Below are 19,529 nucleotides of genomic sequence, written 5' to 3'. Positions count from 1 at the left end.
CTCACCGCAATCGGTAGCCGCGAACGTATTCGCGGGATTGTTGGTTGGCAGGTCGGTGTTTCGACTTGTTATAGCATTGCTGTACTTCGTAGCTTTACCTCTGGTGGCCAAGGGCTGCGCCCTTTGGAATCCCCTACGCCTCCAAGGTTGACGAGAGCCCCTCGTTCTCACCGCACTTCGCGGCAGCATCGGCCCGAGGCGGCATCCATGCCTTCGCGGGCCTCTCGGGCATCCTGCCCTCGGCTTGCCGCTACGTTTGCGGTTTCACTCGGCGTCAACAAGTCGGCTTAGAACACTCTGAGTTACCGCCACCGTGAAATTGCGAGTTTGGAGTTATGAACTGTTGGAATTTCCGAGAACACGTTCTCGGCTACGAATAAGTCACTGACGGTTGCGCCAACGGCCTTTGGCCAACTCGCGGCGCTGAGCAGCACAAGGAGCGAAGGGTTATCGCCGTGTTGGAGGCATTGGGGTGTGCAGAGGGCGCAGCCCTTGCCCGCCGGAGGCGAATAGCAATCAGTAAAATTATCTGGTGGCTGCAACGTCGCAGCAGATGCTATCAGCAACAAAAAACGGTGGCCAAGCCACCGTTATTTATCTCGAAATTTAGCCTTCCAGGACGATGCCGCAGTGCTCTAAAAAGCGTTCCAGCAGCGGCGCCATCCGCTCTTTTTTGTAGATCAGGTAAATCGGGCGTGCTGGCGCTTGATAGCCACCCACTTGGATCTCACGCAAGTCGCCGCGCTCCAATTCCGCGTCTACCGCCAGCAGCGGCAATACCGACAGGCCAAGACCGGTACCGACGGCACGTTTAATCGCCCCCATGGTGTTCATCACCATCTCATCGTTAACGGTTACGCCCATCTCCCGCAGCAGCAGCAACGATTCAGTGCGGGTGGCAGACTCTTCCTCATCCAGCACCCAAGTGGCTGCCGACAATTCATCGAGATTGGGAATGCGCTTGGCCAGCTTGTGCTCTGGGCTGGCAACCACACACAAGCGATCGCTTAGCCATGGCTGGTAACTTAAGCCAAGCTGGGTTGGCGGGGTGCCAATAAAAGCCATATCCAACTCATTATCTAGCACCAGTTGCTCAATCGCCGCTGAACTGCCAATGCGCAGACGGGTATTGATGGCGGGGTTGTACTGTTTAAAGTGCGGCAGTTTGCGCGACAGTACATAGTTACCGCAGGTCTTATTGGCGCCAATGGTTAAGGTGCCGCTGTGGCCAATCGCTTGTGCAGCGAAGCTGCGCTCCAACTCGCCCACTTGCTGCAAGATGGTATTGGCGTAAGTCAGTGCAACCTGACCGGCAGGATTGAGCGTTAACCCCGAAGCGCCACGGACAAACAGTTTGGTATCCAAGGTGGTCTCCAGCTCTTTTAAGCTCATACTTACCGCCGGCACCGATAGGTGCAGCTGCTTAGCCGCTTTAGAGATCTGGCCCTGTTCGCAAATGGCTTTGAACACAGTTAACTGTTTAAGAGTGACGCGCATGTGATATTCCTCATGATTCCGGTTCAAAGTAACAAAGCAATAACCTCAATGCTGTTAGCTAGGTAAAAAAATGAACCAAAAAAAGCGGAGCCACTGGCTCCGCTTGCGATTTCATTGAACTAAGTCAATAAAGTTACTTTTTCTCAAGCGCGAACTTGGCGGCGTTCTCACCGGCAATCTTGCCGAAGACAACGGTGTCGGCTACCGCGTTGCCGCCCAGACGGTTGTAACCGTGAATACCACCGGTCACTTCACCCGCAGCGTACAGCCCTTCCATCTTCCAGCTTTGCAAGTTCAGTACGTTAGCGTCGGTGTCGATCGCCACGCCGCCCATGGTGTGGTGAATGCCCGGAGCCACTTTCACCGCGTAGAACGGCGCTTTAACGATGTCGGCAGGCAGCGCGCTGCGGCCAAACTTTGGATCTTTACCGTCTTTGTAGAACTGGTTGTACTCGGTTACGGTCGCCGCCAAGTTCTTCATGCCGGTGATTTCAGCCAGCTCTGCAACGGTGTTGGCTTTGGACAGCATCCCCAGATGGTCAAAACCTTCCACCATCTTCTTCTTCTCAACCAGTTGCTGATCGAATACCAGCCACGCGTATTGCTCTGGCTGCTTCAGTACCGCATCGGAGGCACGGTCACGGGTGGTCATTTCGCTGATGAAACGCTCACCGTGGATGTTCACCATGATCGCGCCAACACCACGTACGGTTTCAGAGATCAGAATACGGGAATCTTTGCCGATGGTTGGGTGCGCTTGAACCCAGTCGATATCAGTCATAGAGGCGCCGATCTCTTTGGCCAACAGGATGCCATCACCGGTGGCGGTGATGTTGTTGGAAGAGGTCATGTCGGCCATGGTTGGACGGTAGTAAGCCACCATCTCTTTGTTCATGCCGTAGCCACCGGTCGCCAGAATTACCGCATCGGCGGCGATCATCTTGTAACCAGTGTGACGACCGTGAACCACCACACCAGCGATAGACTGGTCGTCGTTCAATACGATCTTCTCGACGCGGGAGTTAACCCGTACGTCGACGTCATGCTTGATTGCAGCTTTGCGCAGGGTATCGATGATGTGTGGACCAACCGAGTAGCCCCCGGCAGGACGGTGGGTACGCATCTCGGTTTGACCACCAGAGAACTTCAGATCCTCCATGTTGGCGCCCAGAGATTCCAGCCACTCGATGCCTTCAGCAGAGTGTTCTGCCAGTACCTTCACTAGTTCGATGTCGTTCTGGTTACGGCCACCTTTCATGGCGTCAGCCACGAACAGTTCTTTGGTGTCTGGTACGCCTTTCTCTTTCTGCTGACGGGTTTCAGAGGCGTTGTAGCCGCCCGCCGCCAGCATTGAGTTACCACCGGTGTAGTCGTTCTTCTCCAGCAGTACCACTGAAGCGCCTTTCATCTTCGCCGCCATCGCCGCGTTCAGACCGGCAGAACCACCACCCACTACGATTACGTCCACCGTTTCTTGTGGGCCTTTAGCGATAGCCGCTTGGATCTTCTCTTGGTTCCAGTCGCCGTTCCACGCTTTCTTCTGCTTGGCATCAGCAAAAGGCATTTCGAAATCGAAGTTGTGGCAACGGTTACAGGTCATCTCTGGCTTGTCGTGCGCGGCGTGACAAGCGGTACAGTTGATGTCACCCAGGTGCGAGCTGTGTGGATCAATATGGGTATTAGGCTTGGTGCTCTTCAGCTCTTCGTAGCCACCGTGACACTCAACACACATCTTGTTTTCGTGGGTTTGGCTGTCGGTCAGACCGGCTTTAATGTCTTTCAGCTTTTCGCCGGCGTGACAGGTTTCACAACCGCCCATTTCGCCGTGGAATTGTGCCAGAGTTTGGCTGGCAACCGCCGGTGCAGTCAGGGACAGGCCCAATACCACAGCTGCAGAAAGAGTCGCTAACTTCAGGTTCATCATCATCTACCTAGAAAGAGTTAATTTACGCTGGCAATTAAACCGTTATCGACTCCGTAAAAATATGACCACCATCATATTCAACGCCGCCAACAAATTAACTTTTTGAAGCCTTTTTAAGTTCAACTTAAATAGCAAAATAACCCCATCGGCTCTCGGTAAATATTTTTCTTTCAATCATCCTCTCATTGTGATCATCTTCACGAGTGGAGCTCAAGAGCCAAAAGACAAAACAATTAAAATCAATGATTTAAATAACCAATAGTTACATTACCAAACGACTATTACGGTTGACTTAACTACCATTAAATATCATTTAAATAAAACCATTAAGCTTGTGAAGCATCTCAACAATTATTCCAGATTCACTTATTACTCTTTTGCCAATAATGTTTCTGGGAATTTACAAAATGAAAACGATAACTTTGCAACGCTCTGCGGTTTGCTTAGCGCTGCTGTCCGTGGCGACTGCCGCTAACGCCTTCAGCGGCCTGACTGATCAAGACAGTTTGGAAATCAAAAGCCGCACTGTGTTCTTTGATCGTGAATACGATGACAGCCCCAATAAGGACAGCAACACCTTGGCGCAGGGGTTGGAGCTGAACTACCAATCCGGCAAGATCGCCGACTGGTTCAAAATCGGCTGGTCCGCTTACGGTGTACAGAACATCAACACCACCGGCACCAACAACAGCGCCGGCATTTTGCCCGACGGTGATAACAGCAATGGCGTTGACAACCAGTTTGGCAAAATTGGCCAAGCCTACATCGAGTTGCTGCCAAGCCAGGGGGCGTCGCTGAAAATCGGTTATCAAAAAACCAAGAATATGTTTGTTGCTAGCTCTGGCAGTCGCGCCATTCCATCCACCTTCCGGGGTATTAGCGGCAGCTATCAGATTGTCGATAGCGTCAAAGTGTATGGCTACGCCTTTGACCAATGGAGCGCCCGCGATAGCGACCAATGGGACGACTTTAACGCCAACACTAACGGTCCTAAGATCGATCTTATCTACGGTATCGGTGCTCAGTTTAAACAGGGCAAATTCGCCGCCGACAGCGAATACATGGTGTCTGCAGATTACCTAGAAAAGTTCGGCATTCGCGGCAGCTACACCGAAGCGGTTGGTGCCGGAAAAATCAAGCTGTCCGCCGGTTACTTCAGCTCCTCTGACAACGGCGCGTTATTTGCTGAAAACGGTGACAAGAACGACGATGGCATCACCAGCAATGACGGTTCAGTGTGGTTTATCGACGCCGATTACCGGATCCACGCCTTTAGCTTCGGCGTGGCCTTCAGCCAAACCGACGAGATCTGGTTAGAAGACAACTTCAAAGGCGATCACGGCACCAATCCGCTGCCGACTCGTGCGCCAATTGGCCCAGATATGACCAACGCTAATGAATCGGTGTGGTTGGTGCGAACTGGCGTTGACTTCGGCAAGTTGACCCCAGCACTGCAAGGGCTGTCGACTCAGATCTCCTATGCCAAAGGCTCTGATATCGAAAACGCCAAGGACGCCAGCTTGGGGCAAGCCGAGGAACAGTTCTTAGCCATCGATACCCGTTACACCATGCCGATGGTCAAAGGCCTGTCCGTGCGCTACCTATTCGCCAACTACAACGGCACCGAGATCGGCTCGGTCGAAGGCGTTAAAGAAGACAACACCGATCACCGCCTCTATCTGGATTACCGCTACCAGTTTTAATACCCGTTAGCGCGCTTCCCCCCACAGGCGCTGTGCCCTACCAATGCCTAAGCAACGGCGTCCTTTGGACGCCGTTTTTTGTGTCACAGCAATCATCCAATCTACTTTGCAAACAATCGGTTAGTCGGCAAACTGTGATGATCTGCGCCATCCCAGAGCGCAGTTTACAGGATGACGTGTTGATGACTCAGCCACTGGATAACTTGGATCTGAACCTGATGCGGCTGCTGAAAGCGGTAGTCGATAACCGCAGCATTAAGCTGGCGGCAATGCAGCTTGGGATCTCGCAACCCAGTGCCAGTCGCGGCGTGATGAAACTGAAGCAGACCTTCGATGATCCACTGTTTATCCGTCGTCCCCATGGGGTCGAACCGTCACCAATGGCGCTGCGTTTGGCCGCCCAATTTGACGCGATGTTGGCACCGCTGCAAACCGTGCTGCGCGAGTTTGAAAAGTTCGATCCACGGCTCTACCAAGGACGGATCGCCATCGTCGCCGATCCCTATCTGCTGGACGAGCAAGGACGCAAACTGCTGAGCGGTTGCCATCGCGCCTTTCCCAACGCCTCGTTCAGCTTTACCAGTTGGAACAGCTACTCCCACGAGGAGATGCTCGACGGCGAGCACGACTACTGCATCCTCGACCAAGAAACCGAACTGTCCAAAGAGATCTACCTGCGGCCGCTGTTTCGCGAACAGCGGGTGATCCTCGCCCGTCGTGGTCATCCACTGCTCTCCAATACCAGTAACCAGTGGCCACAGGTGGCCAGTTTGCCGCTGGTGTCACTGCCAGCACCGTCAACCAATAAGCCGATGTGTACGGTCGCAGCGGAGTACCAACGCATGGGCTTTGAACCGAACGTGCTGCTGAAGTGCTACAACGTCCGAGTGGCCTGTCAGATGCTGCTGGAAACCGATGCGATTATGTTTGCCAGCCAAAGCACCGCGCGATTGATGCCAGAGCTGGCCGCCTACCCAATGCCAACGGTCAATCGCGAGTTCAGCCAGTTCGTGATCTCCGGCGGCTGTCTGCAAACCCACCGTAACCATCCATTGCACCGTCATCTGCATCAAGTGATGGCCGAGATCCTCACCCAAACAGATATTCAAAATTGAATATCGCAATTCCCTGTTAAGTGGCAATGCCGCTGGCTAAGCTGACAACAACCAAATATGCCCAACCAAAATTCGCAGTTCGCCAAAGCGTTATGCAAATTTGAGGGCTCTAAGGAGTTGTTATGCCCATCGCTCGTCTGTTTTTGCTGCTCGCTATCGCCGCCGAGGTGGCCGGTACCAGCACCATGTCGCTGCTTGGTAATAACAACGCCTTGTGGGGCTATGGGGCGATGTACCTACTGATTGCGCTGTCTTATTACTTTTTGTCGCTGGCGGCGAAGAAGATCGCCATCGGGGTTGCCTACGCCACTTGGGAAGGTCTTGGCATTGCGCTGATCACCTTAGTATCGGTACTGCTGTTTGATGCCGATCTGAACCTGCAGCAATTCGCTGGTTTGGGGCTGGCCATCATTGGCATTGTCTGTGTGACGCTTGGGGAATCACACCAGCACGACCGCCAAACGGCCTAATGGAGGCTAGCCATGAACCAGTTTTTTACCCTGTCGTTTGGCTTTGTGGTAGTCGCCGCTCTGGTGGACATCGTTGCCAATATGGCACTGACTCGCTCCCGCGGCTTTGCTCACAAAGGCTGGGGGATTACCGCCATCGCCTTGGTGATGCTGGCCTTTACCCTGTTGGCGCAAGCCGTTAAAGAGATCGATCTGGCGATCGCGTACGCCTCGTGGGGGGCTATCGGGATTTTAGGCACCGCCATCGGTGGTGCGCTGCTGTTTAAACAGCGCTTAAAGCCGATTGGCTGGGCTGGGATCGCCATGGTGATCTCGGCGGTGGTGGTGATGAAAACCGCATAGCGTTACCCATGTAAAAGCCAACAAAAAGGCCGAGCTTCCTTAGGGAGGCTCGGCCTTTGCTTACTCAGTCAACTTTTCAGTCGGCTGTTTCAGTCAACAACTGCGATTACTTCGCTGGTTGCAGACCCGCTTTGACGTCAGTGGTGGTGGATACCACATCGCCAGCGCCGTTGTAGCTAGTGATTTCGGTGGCCATCTCAACGAATGGTACCCGTACCTTTTCACCAACCAGCAGGGTCGCCGCACCTTGGGAGAAGGAGCGGTAGTTCAGACGAGTTTCAACGCTGTAGGCCATGCCTTCAGGCAGGTTGAAAGCGAAGTTAGCGGTGCGAGAGCCTTTTGGTGGAATGGTGTTCTGCTCAGAGAAGCTGTACACCTCCCACGGCTTGTGCTGTGGACCTTCACCGTTGGCGTTAACCGCCTTGTTCTGGAAGATCACGGTGCCTTCTGGCAGTTCGTTGTCGGCGTTGATGGTGCCAGAGCGCAGCAGTTCGTTGCCGTTGGCATCACGTACGACTACTTCCAGCCACAGCTGACGGATGAAGGTCAGTGAGGTTGGCAGCGCGTGGCCAGCACGGTTGTTGTGCACGGTGACGTGCAGAGTGCGCAGATCGCCAATGCCGTTCTCAACCTTGGTAGAGATGCTGGCGGCGCTTTGCAGACGCTTGATCGCTTCAGCAGAGTGGGCTTCGCCACCTTCGACACCCAGCAGCGGAGCGATAACCGCGTTGCCGCCAACGAAGGAGTGGTTATGCACTACGTCGCGAACCACTTTGCCAGAGCGTGCTGCTTTGCCGCTCAGACCGTGGTTTTCCAGTTCTTTCACTGGCTTCATTTCGTCCGCTACGCGGATCGCCACTTCCACTGGCACCATGTGACAGTCTTGACACTGAACGCCGTTCTGAGCGTATGGGGAGTACTTCCACTCGTCGTAGGTACGCTCGATTGGGAAGTTGCTGCCTGGGTGGAATACGTTGTGACAGTTGGCGCAGAACTCAGACTTGCCATGCAGTTCAGAGTACACGGTCTTGTGCATTGGTGACTTGGAGTCAGCCAATGGACCACGCTTGGCACCTGGGGTCAGTTCGATGGAGGCGTTGCCGTGCTCGAGCATTGGCGTGTCCAGCATGGTGTGCGCGCTTACGGTGTGGCAGGTATCGCAAGATACGCCTGTCGCCGCCATGCCTTCAGTCTCAAACCCACCGTGCTTGCCCTTGCTTGGATCGAAGCTCACGGTCTGGGTGATGGTGCCCACTGGGGTGTGACAACCGGCACACAGGTTGCGGGTCGCACCATTGGTCTCTTTCTCGCCTAGGGCCCATTCCGCTTGGAATACTGGGTCGATAAAGGCGATGGAGTGCATGCTGCCCTGCCAACCTTCGAACTGAACTGGGTGACAGCTCTTACAACGCTTTGGATCCTGCCACTGGGTGGTGGTCAGTTCGCCTTGAGCGGTGGTGGTCACGTTGGATGGGGCGTAGGGTTTGTCAGCGGCAACAGCGGTACCTGCAGACAACGCCAGCAGCAGCCCAAGGGCCACCGGAGTGTAGCGTTTAATCATCATTATCGTCGTTTAAAAAAGACACAGCCATGTGCAAGAAATTCACCAACGACAACGGCCGTTGGGCTCCATTTGCTGCATTTTAACGCTCGCCCTAACACTTTTTGGATATAAAGCCAATAAATGTGAGTCATCGCACTGATTTAAAAAGAAATAAATTCAAACTAGATTCAATGTAAACACTCACTATCAACAAGCCACCTAAAAACACTAAAGCTGAATAAAATCATTAAGATAATTCAGCATTGTTGAGGTTAGTTAGTATTGGTAACCCTGCTGTTTTTTTGAGGTTAGCGAAGGGTAAAAGCGGCAACCACCAAACTGTTTGCTCACTGGGCAAACAAACCGCTCAACATTCCATCATCCCGATATTGCAATATTGGCAATATAGTTGAGTACTTTGCTGATCAAAAAGGGCAGCCTGCTGGCTGCCCTAATGACGTTAAATAACGCTTACTGGATTAGCTTAGATGTTGCTGCAAGTAGGCTTTTAGGGCACTGAAATCGACCGCCATGTTATCGCTCAGCAGTGGCTTGGCATTGGCGTCTGCCAGCGCCTGTGGCAACGGCAATTCGATCTGCAAAATTGACTCGACCGCACCAGCAAACTTGGCCGGATGGGCGGTACCTAAGAACACCCCAACCTCATCTTGCTGCAACTGCCGGCTTAAGGCGGCACTGGCCACCGCGGCGTGCGGCTCGCTTAAATAGTCTTGCTCAAACAACCACTGCAGCTGCGCCGCGGTTTGCGCTTCATCGACGCGCTCGCCGGCCAGATCGTTCAGCGGCCACTGTTGACGCTGACACAGCGCTTCAATCCGTGGCCAGTTGTTGGGGCTGGTCACGTCCATCGCATTCGACAGGGTGTTGTACACCGCCAGCGGTTGCCACTGACCAGTTTGCAGATAACGCGGTACGGTGTCGTTACTGTTGGTGGCGGCGACAAAGCGTTTGATTGGCGCCCCCATCGCTTTGGCGATCAGGCCCGCGGTCAAGTTACCGAAGTTACCCGATGGCACCGCAAACACCGCGTTGGCGCGCTCCGCCTCTGGCAACTGCGCCAACGCTTCGAAGTAGTAACAGATCTGCGCCAACAGCCGGGCGATGTTGATCGAGTTGGCCGAGGTTAAGCCAAACTGCGCCTTTAATGCCGGATCGCTGAAGGCCTGTTTCACCAACTGCTGACAATCGTCAAAACTGCCCGCCACCGCGATGGTACGGATGTTGCCACCTAAGGTGCAGAACAGTTTCTCTTGCAGCTCGCTGATGCCGCCATCGGGGTAGAGCACCACCACATTGATGTTATCGAGGCCATAAAAGGCATCCGCCACCGCCGCCCCAGTATCGCCACTGGTGGCGGTTAGGATAGTCAGCGGTTGCTCGCCGGCAAAGGCGCTTAGGCACTGGGCTAAGAAGCGTGCGCCAAAGTCCTTAAAGGCTAAGGTTGGCCCATGAAATAGCTCTAAACAGTATTGTTTGGCACTGGCCGGCCGCAGCGGCGCGGTAAAGTTAAAGGCATTAGCAACCAGAGTATCCACCAGCTCTTGGCCAAGCTCATCCGCCAGCAGCGCCCCAAGGATCTTCTGACTGCGGGCGACTAAGTCCAACTGCCACAGTGGTTCTAAATCCAGTTGCGGCAACGCATCCGGGAAGAACAGCCCCTGCTGCTCGCCTAAGCCCTGCAGTACCGCTTGGCGAAAATTGACCTGCTGCTCGGCCACCTTAAGGTTAGTTAATTGCATCTTGCTGCTCCTGCGACTGGGCTGGCTCTGCCTGATCGGATTGAAGAGGGTTGGATTGAGATTGCAGTGATTGGGGTTCGGAATAGCTCACCCCATCTGCAGCGATGCGGCACACCCGCACCATGCCAAATTCATTGGTGAGGTAGTGCTGCTGCAGATATTGCGCCCCCTGCTCGGCCAAGGCGCCATCACGACAGACCGCAAACAGGGTCGGGCCAGAGCCAGAGATCCCCACCGCCTCAAAGCCAAGCTCGCTAAGTTGGGCTTTAGCGGCGACAAACCCAGGGATATGGGCGGCGCGGTGCGGCTCTGCCAACACATCTTTAAGCAGCGCCAAGGCGCTGTCCTCATCACCGCGATAACTGGCGGCGATAAAGCCCGCCAAGTTCTGGCCAAACTCAATGGTGGTGGCGCGATCGTACTGGGCCGGCAACAGCGCCCGCATCTTGGCCGTGGACAGGGTGATCCCCGGATAAGCCACCAACCAATACCAGTTTTCAAACTGCGGCAGAGTGAGGGCGCGATCCGCCTGCATCAACTGCATGCCGCCAAGCAAACTGGGGGCAACGTTGTCGTAGTGAATCGAGCCGGAGATCGCTCCTTCCAATTCACCGGTCAACAGCAATAGCGCCTCGGGATCCAGCGGTTCGCCAAAGAAGCGGTTCAGCGCCGCCAGCGCCGCCACCACCGAGCTGGCGCTGCTGCCAAGGCCAGAGCCAATCGGCAGATTCTTCTGCAGATGCAATGCCAGACCGTGATGACGCTGCAGAAAGTCCGGCACATGGCGTTCGATAAACACCTCGGCGCAGCGCTCAACAATGTTGCCCTCGGTTGGCAAAAACTCGGCGTAACGACCGCTGCAAGTCAGGACGATACCACTGTCGCCGACTTCGCAACCCTCTGCCAACAGCGCCACGGTCACCAAGTCACCAAATGGCCGAGCGTCGTTGACCGGTGCCAACGCCGCCCCCAATAGATCAAAACCCACCGACAGATTGCCCATCGACGCCGGCGCGTAAGCGGTAACTGCACGCATCGATTAACCCTCCTGCTGCCACGCTTGGGTGCGCAGCACATCGGCAAACACCCCAGCGGCGGTCACTGCCGCACCGGCACCGTAGCCACGCAGTACAAACGGCAGCGGGCTGTAGTAGCGGCTGTAGAAGGCCAAGGCGTTTTCGCCGCCTTTGATTGGGTACAGTGGGTGCTCTGGCCCCACCGCCTGCACTTCCACTTTGCAGTTACCATCAACGTCAATGGCACCAACGTAACGCAGCACTTTGCCCTCGGCACGGGCTGCCTCAATCCGCGCCGCCACCAAGGCATCGGCCTGTGGCAGATTGGCCATAAAGGTGTCGACGTCACCGCTGGCATCAAATTCCGCCGGCAGCACGCTGTCGATGGTCAGATCCTCCAGTTCCAGCTCCATACCCGCCTCGCGCGCCAAGATCAGCACCTTACGAGCAACATCCATACCGGACAGATCATCGCGCGGATCCGGCTCGGTAAAGCCTTTGTCCCGCGCCGCCGCAGTGGCTTCAGATAGGCTCATGCCCTCTTCCAGCAACCCAAAGATGTAGGACAGCGAGCCGGACATGATGCCGGAGAACTGATGCAGCTGATCCCCGGCTCGCAGCAGCCCTTGTAGGTTGTCGATCACCGGCAGACCGGCACCAACGTTGGCTTCATAGAGGAACTGGCGCTTTTGCTGGCGCGCCACTTGGCGTAGCTGGCGATACAGCGCCATCGAGTCGGTATTGGCTTTTTTGTTAGGAGTGGCGATGTGCCAGCCGGATTCCAGCGCCGCCAAGTAGTGGCTGGCGATCTCGCCGGAAGCGGTGCAATCAACAAACACCGGATTCACCAGATGAGCGTCGCGGGCAAAGCTCAGCAGTCGCGGCATATCCAGCGGCTCGCCCTCTGCCAACGCCTGCTGCCAATCGGCAAGGTCGATGCCACCGGCGCGCAGCACCATGTTGCGCGAGTTGGTCACCCCACACAGGCGCAAACTGATGTTGTGCTGCTGCAGATGTTGCTGCTGCTCCGCCATCTGAGCGATCAGCTCAATCCCAACGTTACCGGCACCAATCACCACCACGTCGATCGCTTGGCGACCAACGAACAGGTTTTGGTGACACAGCCGCAGTGCATCAATCGCTTTGTCTTGATTCACCACCGCCGAGATCGCCCGCTCGCTGCTGCCCTGGGCAATCGCCAGTGCCGAAGCGCCAGCTTGCGACAGCGCTTTAAAGAACTGCGCCGCCACCCCTTTGCGGGTCTTCATGCCATCGCCAACCAAGGTGACAATGGCCAGATCTCGTTGTACGTCGACCGGCTCCAGCAGTTGCTGCTTTAGCTCCAGCTCGAAGTCTTGGTTCAACGCCTTAAGCGCTTTGACGCCATCTTCGGCGCTCACACAGAAGGAGATCGAGTATTCCGACGAGCTTTGGGTGATCAAGGTGACCGACACACCAGTGCGTGCCATCGCCGCAAACACTCGGCTGGCCATACCAACCATGCCTTTCATGCCCGGGCCGGAAACGCTGATCATCCACTGATTTTTCAACTGACTGATGGCTTTTACCAACGACTTCGATGGTTCGGTACGGGCGTGGATCAAGGTGCCTTCAGCGGCCGGATTCAAGGTGTTACGAATACGACAAGGGATCTGATGCTGGGCAATCGGGGCAATGGTGCGCGGATGCAGCACTGACGCGCCAAAGTAGGACAGCTCCATCGCCTCTTCGTAGCTCAGGCTTGGCACCAACTGGGCATCATCAATCAACCGTGGATCGAGGTTGTAGACGCCATCAACGTCGGTCCAGATCTCGCAGCTGTCAGCATGGACACAGGCCGCCAGCGCCGCCGCGGAATAGTCAGAACCGTTGCGACCCAAGGTGACGGTGTCGCCATTGCTGTTGGCAGCGGTAAAGCCCGGCACCAGCCACACTCGGTTGTCGCCCCACGCGACCGAGGCCAAGTTATTGCGTGACAGTTCGATGTTCACTTCCGCCGACAGCGGCTCGCCCTCCGCCAGCAGATACTGGCGTGGATCGAGACTGGCCACTGGCCACGGCGCGTCGCTGAACAGGGCAGTCAGCAGGGCTACCGACAAGCGTTCGCCGGTCACCAACAGTTCTGCCGCAACCTCATCGGGGCAGCGCTGCAACAGAGCCAAGCCTTGTAGACGCTGCGCCAACCGGTTGAGCTCCTGTTGCCACTGCTGATGCAACGCCACCGCCGCGTCTGGCTTAAGGGCGGCAACATCCGCCACCAAGCCAGCCAGTCGCGCCGACAGTTGCTCAAAGGATGGATTTGGGTATTGGCCAGCCACCGCCTCAAAGGTGGCTTGTTCCAGCATATCGGTAACGCCGCCGGGAGCGGACACCACCAACATCACTGGAAACTGCGCCGCTTCGTCACTCACTAGCTGCATCACTCGTTGCAGCTTGCTGGCGTCCGCCAGCGACGAGCCGCCAAATTTCATCACTTTCATGGTTTGCTTAACTCCTAAGTTGATTCATAGGCCAACTGTGGTCGCCACCGAGGCTTGGTTAAGACGCTGGTTCTAATCGCCTTACGCTGCCCTTCTGGAAATACCAATTCGCCTAAATATCTGATCGCTATTGCTGGTTTAAATCGTCTCACTCGGCGTTACTCAACTTGCTGGTAGAGCCACTAGCAGCGGCGTTGAGCGCCTTGATTGAAACGATTTCTCCTGCGCACTAGACAGGTCATGTACTTAAACGAATTGGTATTGTTGGTGTACGCCGCCGTTTGCCGAAGCCAAAAAACAAAAAAGCCCGCTTTGGTTAAGCGGGCTTGGGTATTTTTTATTCTGTGTTTTTTTGAGGTACTACAAGCCCGCCTCTGACCGGATAATGCCGGTAGTGGTGCCAGTGCCAGTGCTAATACCAGAAACAGTGATCAGTGCCAGTTGTGCAGAGTGCATGAGCAGCAGGTCGTCCTCAAAAAGTGTGTATTAACGTTCGTTCATCCGCAGGGGGAAGTCAACGGCCTATTTTGTCGCCTCAGTCCTTTAGGTGTTTTTCAATATCACCTAATAACAAATGCAGCATGGCCACGTCCCGTTGGCTGATGGTGCCAACGCTATCGGCAACCCAGCGCCGCAGTGGTTCTTCATCGGCAACACTTAAGCGATCCAGCAGTTTCACGCTGCGCTGTTTTAGCGCGGCAAACTGGGCCTCGTTGGCGCTTAGCTCAGTCGCTTCGGGTAACTGCGAGAACTCATAGGCATACAGCATGATCGCTTGGCCAAGGTTGAGCGACGGATACGGGTTAGCCAGTGGAATGGTGGTTAACAAATCCACCTGCGCCAGATCGTCATTGGATAGGCCCGAGGCTTCGCAGCCAAACACGATCGCCGCTTTGCGGACGCTGCCGCCCAGTTGTTGCAGCTGCTCTGCGGCGCCTTTGGGGCTGTGCAAACGGCGTTTATCACCGCGCTTGCGGGCGGTGGTGGCAAAGCTCACGTCGATGTCCGCCAGCGCCGAGGCCAAATCGCTAAAGGCTTCGGCCTGTTGCAAAATATGCTGGCTGCCGTGGGCGGTCCAGTTCGCTTCATCGCTTAGGTGCGCCTCGGAATTCACGATCCGCAGCTTATCAAAGCCCATGGTGTTCATCGCCCGCGCTGCCGCGCCGACGTTTTCTCCGCGCTGCGGGGAGACCAAAATAAAATACAGTTCTGTCATAGCCGCTAAGGGTATCGAGTTCCGTTGCCAAAGCAAGCCAGCTAGGTCAGGATTATGGCCAGTGGCTTAACCATCAAGGAGTGATGATGAACGCTGCCGCCCCGAGTAAGCTCGCCTATCAGATTTTGGCCGGATTCGATAAACACTTCCGGCTGTTTATGCGGATCTCACGCCGCGCTAAAGACCACTTTATCCAGCAAAACTGGCAGGCCGCCGATGCCGCCCAGCGCGAGCGCATTGCGCTGTACAGCCAGCGGGTTGGGCTGCAAACCCAAAAGATCTTAGAACAGCTGGATCAGCCAGTGATCTCCAATGAGTTGTGGCAACAGACCAAACGCGCTTATTCCAAGTTGCTGATCGGCCACCCGCAGGCGGAAGTCGCCGAAACCTTTTTTAACTCAGTGTTCTCGGCGTTGTTTCGCCATCGCGGCCTTGATCAGCAACATCTGTTTTTGCATACCAGTGTCCGCAAGCGTCAGCCATTTCAACCGGAAAAACTGAGCAAATACCGCTTTGTTGGCGACGATCCCATCGGCGCGCTCACCGCGCTGATCCGCCCGGAACGCTTTATCCAACCGTTTGCCAATATCGATGAGGATCTGACCCTGGTGTGGCAACGGCTGGAGCCGATAATGGCCGCCAACCACTACAACCGCATTGAGCTGCTCAACAGCGTGTTCTATCGCAACAAGGGCGCTTATCTGGTTGGCCGGCTGATTGGCCCGCGCGGCTTTACCTCGTTGCTGCTGCCAATCCGTCACAGCGACAACGGCCTGTATATCGATGCGCTGTTGCATGGCAGTGACGATCTGTCGGTGGTCTTCAGCTTCACTCGCGCTTATTTCATGGTTAACACCGACCACCCGGGGATGCTGGTTAGCTACCTAAAGCAGTTGATGCCACACAAAAGCTGGGCCGAACTGTACACCGCTCTGGGGCTGCAAAAGCACGGCAAAACTGAGTTTTACCGCAGCTTCCTGCATCATCTGGATCACAGCCACGACCAGTTTACGATCGCCCCCGGCATCAAGGGGATGGTGATGGCGGTATTTACCCTGCCGTCGCTGCCGATGGTGTTTAAGATCATCAAAGATCAGTTTGCGCCACCGAAAACCGTCACCAAAGCCGAAGTCAAAGCCAAGTACGACTTGGTTAAACGCCACGACCGCGTTGGCCGGATGGCGGACACTCAGGAATACAGCGACTTCGTGTTTCCGCGCGATCGTTTTAGCCAAGCGTTGCTGGAGGAACTGCTCAAAGTCGCTCCCAGTGAGATCGAACTCAGTGACGATCAGGTGTTGGTGAAACACCTATACGTCGAGCGGCGCATGACGCCGCTGAATATCTTCTTAGATGGTGCTTCGCAAGCACAGATCGATGACGCCATTTTTGAATATGGCTTGGCGATCAAGCAGCTGGCCTCGGTCAATATCTTCCCCGGCGACATGCTGTTTAAGAATTTTGGCCTAACCCGCCACAACCGGGTGGTGTTCTACGATTACGATGAAATTGAGTACATGACCGACTGCAACTTCCGCCGCATTCCCCAATCGCAATATCCTGAGCAAGAGTTTGCCGCCGAGCCGTGGTTCTCGATCGCCCCCAATGATGTCTTTCCCGAGGAGTTTGGCCACTTCCTACTGGCTCGCCCAAGCATTCGCCAAGCCTTTACCCCGCATCATCAAGATCTGCTGACCGCCGAGTATTGGCAGCAGGTGCAGCAAAACATCCGCGACGCCATCATCCCCGACATCTACCCCTACAAACCAGCACGCCGCCTACGACCACCGGCCTAATCCCGCAGCCAGAGCTCGCGACTCAGGCTCTGGCTCTGGCTCTGGCTCTGGCTCTGGCTCTCACTAAAAACTAACAACTGCCAACTAACAACTAAAAACTTCTAACTACTGACTGCCAACTAACAGATACCAACGTCTAACTACGAAAGGCAATTTCGCCCACTTTAACCCACTAATTGCGAACAATAATCAATACCAACCAACAAAAATGTTAGGCTGATCATAGTCAGCGCTCTGCTCTATCCGTAAGATGCAGCGCTTACGACAATTCGTTTTCTATTCTGGAGTGGTCAAATGATCATCGACAACAACATCGTTGTTACTATGCACTACCGCCTGCACAACAGCGCAGGTGAAATGATTGAAGAGTCATTTGGCGGCGCCCCAATGGAGTACCTGCACGGTGCTCAAAACATCATCCCTGGTCTGGAAGCACAGCTGACTGGCAAGCAAGTTGGCGACAAGCTGACCGCGAAGGTCGCTGCGGCTGACGCTTACGGCGAAATCGAACCAGGTCTGATCCAAGAAGTGCCAATGGAAGCGTTCGAAGGTATCGACGACATCGTTCCTGGTATGCGCTTTATGGCCGACACCGAGCAAGGCCCGCGTCCAGTCGTTGTGGTTGAAGTAAAAGACGACAGCGTAGTAATGGATGGCAACCACCCAATGGCCGGTGAAGATCTGATGTTTGAAGTCGAGATCACCGAACTGCGCGCGGCAACTGAAGAGGAGATCGCTCACGGTCACCTGCACCAAGCTGGCGGCTGCTGTGGCGGCGGCGGTTGTGGTTCCCACGATCACGACGAAGACCATGAGTGCTGTGGCGGTTCTGGCAACTGCGCTAAAGGCGATGACTGCTGCGGCGGTCACGGCCACTAAGCCACTGACATCAATAGCTTGCGAAGCCCGCCACCTTGGCGGGCTTTTTGTTACCCCCCGTCCCTCTGTAACTCAGCAAAAACTCAACAGCCCAGTAGCCTTTTTCTACACAATCATTACTACTTGGTTCCAGAACCTGTGCTCATTCACAAAAAACGGCAAATATTGTGATCGGCGTATAGCGCCAATTGCCGCTAAAACGTACACTCCGCCGCCTTGTACTCACTTCATTAGCTCTACAGTTAATGAAGTGAGTACCGACTACCGCCCATTGTTTGATGGCGGCTATTCATCGTGGAGACGTTATGTTCAGCCAATCCCTCCGTGCCCAACTGCTGCGCTGGTTTATCGCCCTGCTGTTAGCGATTGCTCTGGTTCACAACTGGACCGGCTTGCAACAAGCGATGGCGCAAAACGCCACTGACGCCGGTTGCCATTCTGGCGATGGCGGCAGTCACCGTAGCGATGCGGTCAAACTGTATGGCCCGATCAAATCATCGCCGGCGCAACACGACCATCACCATCACCACCATCATTAAGAGTTTTTGTTAATGAGTATTTTTCGCTTTCCTGTACTGGTCTGGCTTGGGATTGCCACGCTGATCTTCAGCTTAGGGATCCGTCAATCCTTCGGGATCTTTATGACCCCTGTGGTTGACACCTTTGGCACTGGCCGCGAATTTTTCGCGCTGGCGATCGCCGTACAAAACTTGCTGTTTGGCGCTTTCCAACCGTTTGTTGGGATGGCCGCTGACCGCTTTGGTGCCAAACGCATCATCGGCGTTGGCGCCATCGCCTACGGCTTGGGGCTGTACCTGACCTCGATCACTGCCGAGCCAAGCATGCTGTTCTTAACCTTGGGGGCACTGGTTGGTTTTGGCTTAAGCTGCACCAGCTACGTGGTGGTACTGGGCGCAATTGCCCGCGTTGTTCCGGCAGAACACACCGCCAAGGCGTTTGGCTTAACCACCGCCGCCGGTTCCTTCGGTATGTTTGCGGTGATCCCTGGCGCGCAGTCGTTGCTGGCCAACTTTGACTGGCAAACCGCGATGCAGGTGTTCGCCCTGTGCTGCTGCGCCATGTTGGCGTTTGCCGCCTTTATGAAAACCAACCGCATTGGCAACCCTGCTGCTGCCGCAGCCATGGCACATGACCAGCAGACCCTGAAGCAAGCGCTGGCCGAAGCATTTCGTCACAAAGGCTACTGGTTACTGAACGCCGGTTTCTTTGTCTGTGGCTTCCACGTGATGTTTATTGCCACTCATCTGCCAAGCTACTTGGCCGACAAAGGCTTAGACGCCACGGTCGCGGCGATGGCACTGTCCTACGTCGGGATCTTTAACATCTTTGGCTCCTACTTCTGGGGCCTGATGGGTGACCGTTTCGATAAACGTCATGTGATGGCGGCGCTGTACTTCCTGCGCACCGCAGTGATTTTGGCGTTCGTTACCCTGCCGGTAAACGCCAGCACCGCCTCAATCTTTGGCGCTGCCATCGGTTTCTGTTGGCTCGGTACCGTGCCTCTGACCTCCGGTCTGGTACGGCAGATCTTCGGCGCCAAGTACATGTCGACCCTCTACGGCATCGTCTTCTTCACTCACCAAGTGGGCAGCTTCCTGGGCGCTTGGGTCGGTGGTCGTATCTACGACTACTACGGCAGCTACGAACCAATCTGGTACAGCACCGTGGTACTGGCGTTTATCGCCGCTATCCTGCACTTCCCAATCGACGCTCGTCCGCTGCAGCGTCCTGCGGTACCAGCCGCCGCCTAAGCAGCAAATACAACAA

General features: G+C 55.1%; 15 protein-coding genes. 8 read left to right on the top strand and 7 right to left on the bottom strand.

Annotated elements, in window-relative coordinates; genetic code table 11:
• Positions 1 to 606: 606 nt before the first annotated feature.
• Positions 607 to 1,497 (bottom strand): LysR family transcriptional regulator, encoded by an 891-nt coding sequence (locus G506_RS0104575; RefSeq protein ID WP_028115847.1) that lies wholly within the window; start codon positions 1,495 to 1,497, stop codon positions 607 to 609.
• A 133-nt stretch (positions 1,498 to 1,630) separates the two neighbouring features.
• Positions 1,631 to 3,418 carry a flavocytochrome c gene (locus G506_RS0104570; RefSeq protein WP_156904788.1) on the bottom strand — a complete coding sequence of 596 codons (1,788 nt, stop codon included), beginning with the start codon at positions 3,416 to 3,418 and terminating at the stop codon, positions 1,631 to 1,633.
• Between the two features lie 410 nt (positions 3,419 to 3,828).
• On the opposite strand from G506_RS0104570, the gene G506_RS0104565 reads away from it, so the two are divergent.
• From G506_RS0104565 to G506_RS0104550, 4 genes are all read left to right on the top strand, one after another.
• On the top strand, positions 3,829 to 5,124 hold the full coding sequence (locus G506_RS0104565; RefSeq protein WP_035387009.1) for an OprD family outer membrane porin: 1,296 nt from the start codon (positions 3,829 to 3,831) through the stop codon (positions 5,122 to 5,124).
• A 137-nt stretch (positions 5,125 to 5,261) separates the two neighbouring features.
• Positions 5,262 to 6,239: a LysR family transcriptional regulator gene (locus G506_RS0104560; RefSeq protein WP_205619470.1), complete on the top strand. Its 978-nt coding sequence runs from the start codon at positions 5,262 to 5,264 to the stop codon at positions 6,237 to 6,239.
• 122 nt (positions 6,240 to 6,361) lie between these two features.
• Positions 6,362 to 6,709 (top strand): SMR family transporter, encoded by a 348-nt coding sequence (locus G506_RS0104555; protein ID WP_028115843.1) that lies wholly within the window; start codon positions 6,362 to 6,364, stop codon positions 6,707 to 6,709.
• Positions 6,710 to 6,721: 12 nt separating this feature from the next.
• A complete protein-coding gene (locus G506_RS0104550; protein WP_028115842.1) occupies positions 6,722 to 7,051 on the top strand; it encodes an SMR family transporter in 330 nt (109 codons plus the stop codon).
• Positions 7,052 to 7,157: 106 nt separating this feature from the next.
• Here the strand turns inward: G506_RS0104550 and G506_RS18755 are convergent, their stop codons facing one another.
• The 5 genes from G506_RS18755 to G506_RS0104520 form a co-directional block, all read right to left on the bottom strand.
• Positions 7,158 to 8,615 (bottom strand): multiheme c-type cytochrome, encoded by a 1,458-nt coding sequence (locus tag G506_RS18755; protein WP_240473385.1) that lies wholly within the window; start codon positions 8,613 to 8,615, stop codon positions 7,158 to 7,160.
• A 458-nt stretch (positions 8,616 to 9,073) separates the two neighbouring features.
• Positions 9,074 to 10,354, bottom strand: coding sequence for a threonine synthase (gene thrC, locus G506_RS0104540; protein WP_028115841.1), 1,281 nt, complete (start codon positions 10,352 to 10,354; stop codon positions 9,074 to 9,076).
• Entirely contained in the window at positions 10,341 to 11,390 is a 1,050-nt protein-coding gene (gene thrB, locus G506_RS18750) for a homoserine kinase (RefSeq protein WP_084631186.1), read from the bottom strand. The genes thrC and thrB overlap by 14 nt, the downstream gene beginning before the upstream one ends.
• A gap of 3 nt (positions 11,391 to 11,393) precedes the next feature.
• Positions 11,394 to 13,850: a bifunctional aspartate kinase/homoserine dehydrogenase I gene (thrA, locus tag G506_RS0104530; RefSeq protein ID WP_028115840.1), complete on the bottom strand. Its 2,457-nt coding sequence runs from the start codon at positions 13,848 to 13,850 to the stop codon at positions 11,394 to 11,396.
• Between the two features lie 535 nt (positions 13,851 to 14,385).
• On the bottom strand, positions 14,386 to 15,066 hold the full coding sequence (locus G506_RS0104520; RefSeq protein ID WP_028115839.1) for a tRNA/rRNA methyltransferase: 681 nt from the start codon (positions 15,064 to 15,066) through the stop codon (positions 14,386 to 14,388).
• Between the two features lie 86 nt (positions 15,067 to 15,152).
• Between G506_RS0104520 and aceK the strand changes: the two genes are divergently transcribed.
• The 4 genes from aceK (at position 15,153) to G506_RS0104500 (ending at position 19,513) form a co-directional block, all read left to right on the top strand.
• Positions 15,153 to 16,862: a bifunctional isocitrate dehydrogenase kinase/phosphatase gene (gene aceK / locus G506_RS0104515; RefSeq protein ID WP_028115838.1), complete on the top strand. Its 1,710-nt coding sequence runs from the start codon at positions 15,153 to 15,155 to the stop codon at positions 16,860 to 16,862.
• A gap of 294 nt (positions 16,863 to 17,156) precedes the next feature.
• Positions 17,157 to 17,741, top strand: coding sequence for an FKBP-type peptidyl-prolyl cis-trans isomerase (locus G506_RS18745; RefSeq protein ID WP_035387008.1), 585 nt, complete (start codon positions 17,157 to 17,159; stop codon positions 17,739 to 17,741).
• Positions 17,742 to 18,046: 305 nt separating this feature from the next.
• Complete coding sequence (locus tag G506_RS18740; protein WP_035387007.1) at positions 18,047 to 18,280, top strand: hypothetical protein; 234 nt, start codon at positions 18,047 to 18,049, stop codon at positions 18,278 to 18,280.
• Between the two features lie 12 nt (positions 18,281 to 18,292).
• Positions 18,293 to 19,513 (top strand): MFS transporter, encoded by a 1,221-nt coding sequence (locus G506_RS0104500; RefSeq protein ID WP_028115837.1) that lies wholly within the window; start codon positions 18,293 to 18,295, stop codon positions 19,511 to 19,513.
• The last annotated feature ends 16 nt before the right edge of the window (positions 19,514 to 19,529 follow it).

It is taken from the genome of Ferrimonas senticii DSM 18821 (assembly GCF_000422665.1).
In the GTDB taxonomy this organism is placed as follows: Bacteria; Pseudomonadota; Gammaproteobacteria; order Enterobacterales; family Shewanellaceae; genus Ferrimonas; species Ferrimonas senticii.
This window is presented reverse-complemented; position numbering and strand designations above follow the sequence as displayed.

What these genes read in the sequence shown, in the direction of transcription:
- G506_RS0104575 (WP_028115847.1), bottom strand. Translation starts at nt 1,497, where the DNA reads ATGCGCGTCACTCTTAAACAGTTAACTGTGTTCAAAGCCATTTGCGAA.
- G506_RS0104570 (WP_156904788.1), bottom strand. Translation starts at nt 3,418, where the DNA reads ATGAACCTGAAGTTAGCGACTCTTTCTGCAGCTGTGGTATTGGGCCTG.
- G506_RS0104565 (WP_035387009.1), top strand. Translation starts at nt 3,829, where the DNA reads ATGAAAACGATAACTTTGCAACGCTCTGCGGTTTGCTTAGCGCTGCTG.
- G506_RS0104560 (WP_205619470.1), top strand. Translation starts at nt 5,262, where the DNA reads ATGATCTGCGCCATCCCAGAGCGCAGTTTACAGGATGACGTGTTGATG.
- G506_RS0104555 (WP_028115843.1), top strand. Translation starts at nt 6,362, where the DNA reads ATGCCCATCGCTCGTCTGTTTTTGCTGCTCGCTATCGCCGCCGAGGTG.
- G506_RS0104550 (WP_028115842.1), top strand. Translation starts at nt 6,722, where the DNA reads ATGAACCAGTTTTTTACCCTGTCGTTTGGCTTTGTGGTAGTCGCCGCT.
- G506_RS18755 (WP_240473385.1), bottom strand. Translation starts at nt 8,615, where the DNA reads ATGATGATTAAACGCTACACTCCGGTGGCCCTTGGGCTGCTGCTGGCG.
- thrC (WP_028115841.1), bottom strand. Translation starts at nt 10,354, where the DNA reads ATGCAATTAACTAACCTTAAGGTGGCCGAGCAGCAGGTCAATTTTCGC.
- thrB (WP_084631186.1), bottom strand. Translation starts at nt 11,390, where the DNA reads ATGCGTGCAGTTACCGCTTACGCGCCGGCGTCGATGGGCAATCTGTCG.
- thrA (WP_028115840.1), bottom strand. Translation starts at nt 13,850, where the DNA reads ATGAAAGTGATGAAATTTGGCGGCTCGTCGCTGGCGGACGCCAGCAAG.
- G506_RS0104520 (WP_028115839.1), bottom strand. Translation starts at nt 15,066, where the DNA reads ATGACAGAACTGTATTTTATTTTGGTCTCCCCGCAGCGCGGAGAAAAC.
- aceK (WP_028115838.1), top strand. Translation starts at nt 15,153, where the DNA reads ATGAACGCTGCCGCCCCGAGTAAGCTCGCCTATCAGATTTTGGCCGGA.
- G506_RS18745 (WP_035387008.1), top strand. Translation starts at nt 17,157, where the DNA reads ATGATCATCGACAACAACATCGTTGTTACTATGCACTACCGCCTGCAC.
- G506_RS18740 (WP_035387007.1), top strand. Translation starts at nt 18,047, where the DNA reads ATGTTCAGCCAATCCCTCCGTGCCCAACTGCTGCGCTGGTTTATCGCC.
- G506_RS0104500 (WP_028115837.1), top strand. Translation starts at nt 18,293, where the DNA reads ATGAGTATTTTTCGCTTTCCTGTACTGGTCTGGCTTGGGATTGCCACG.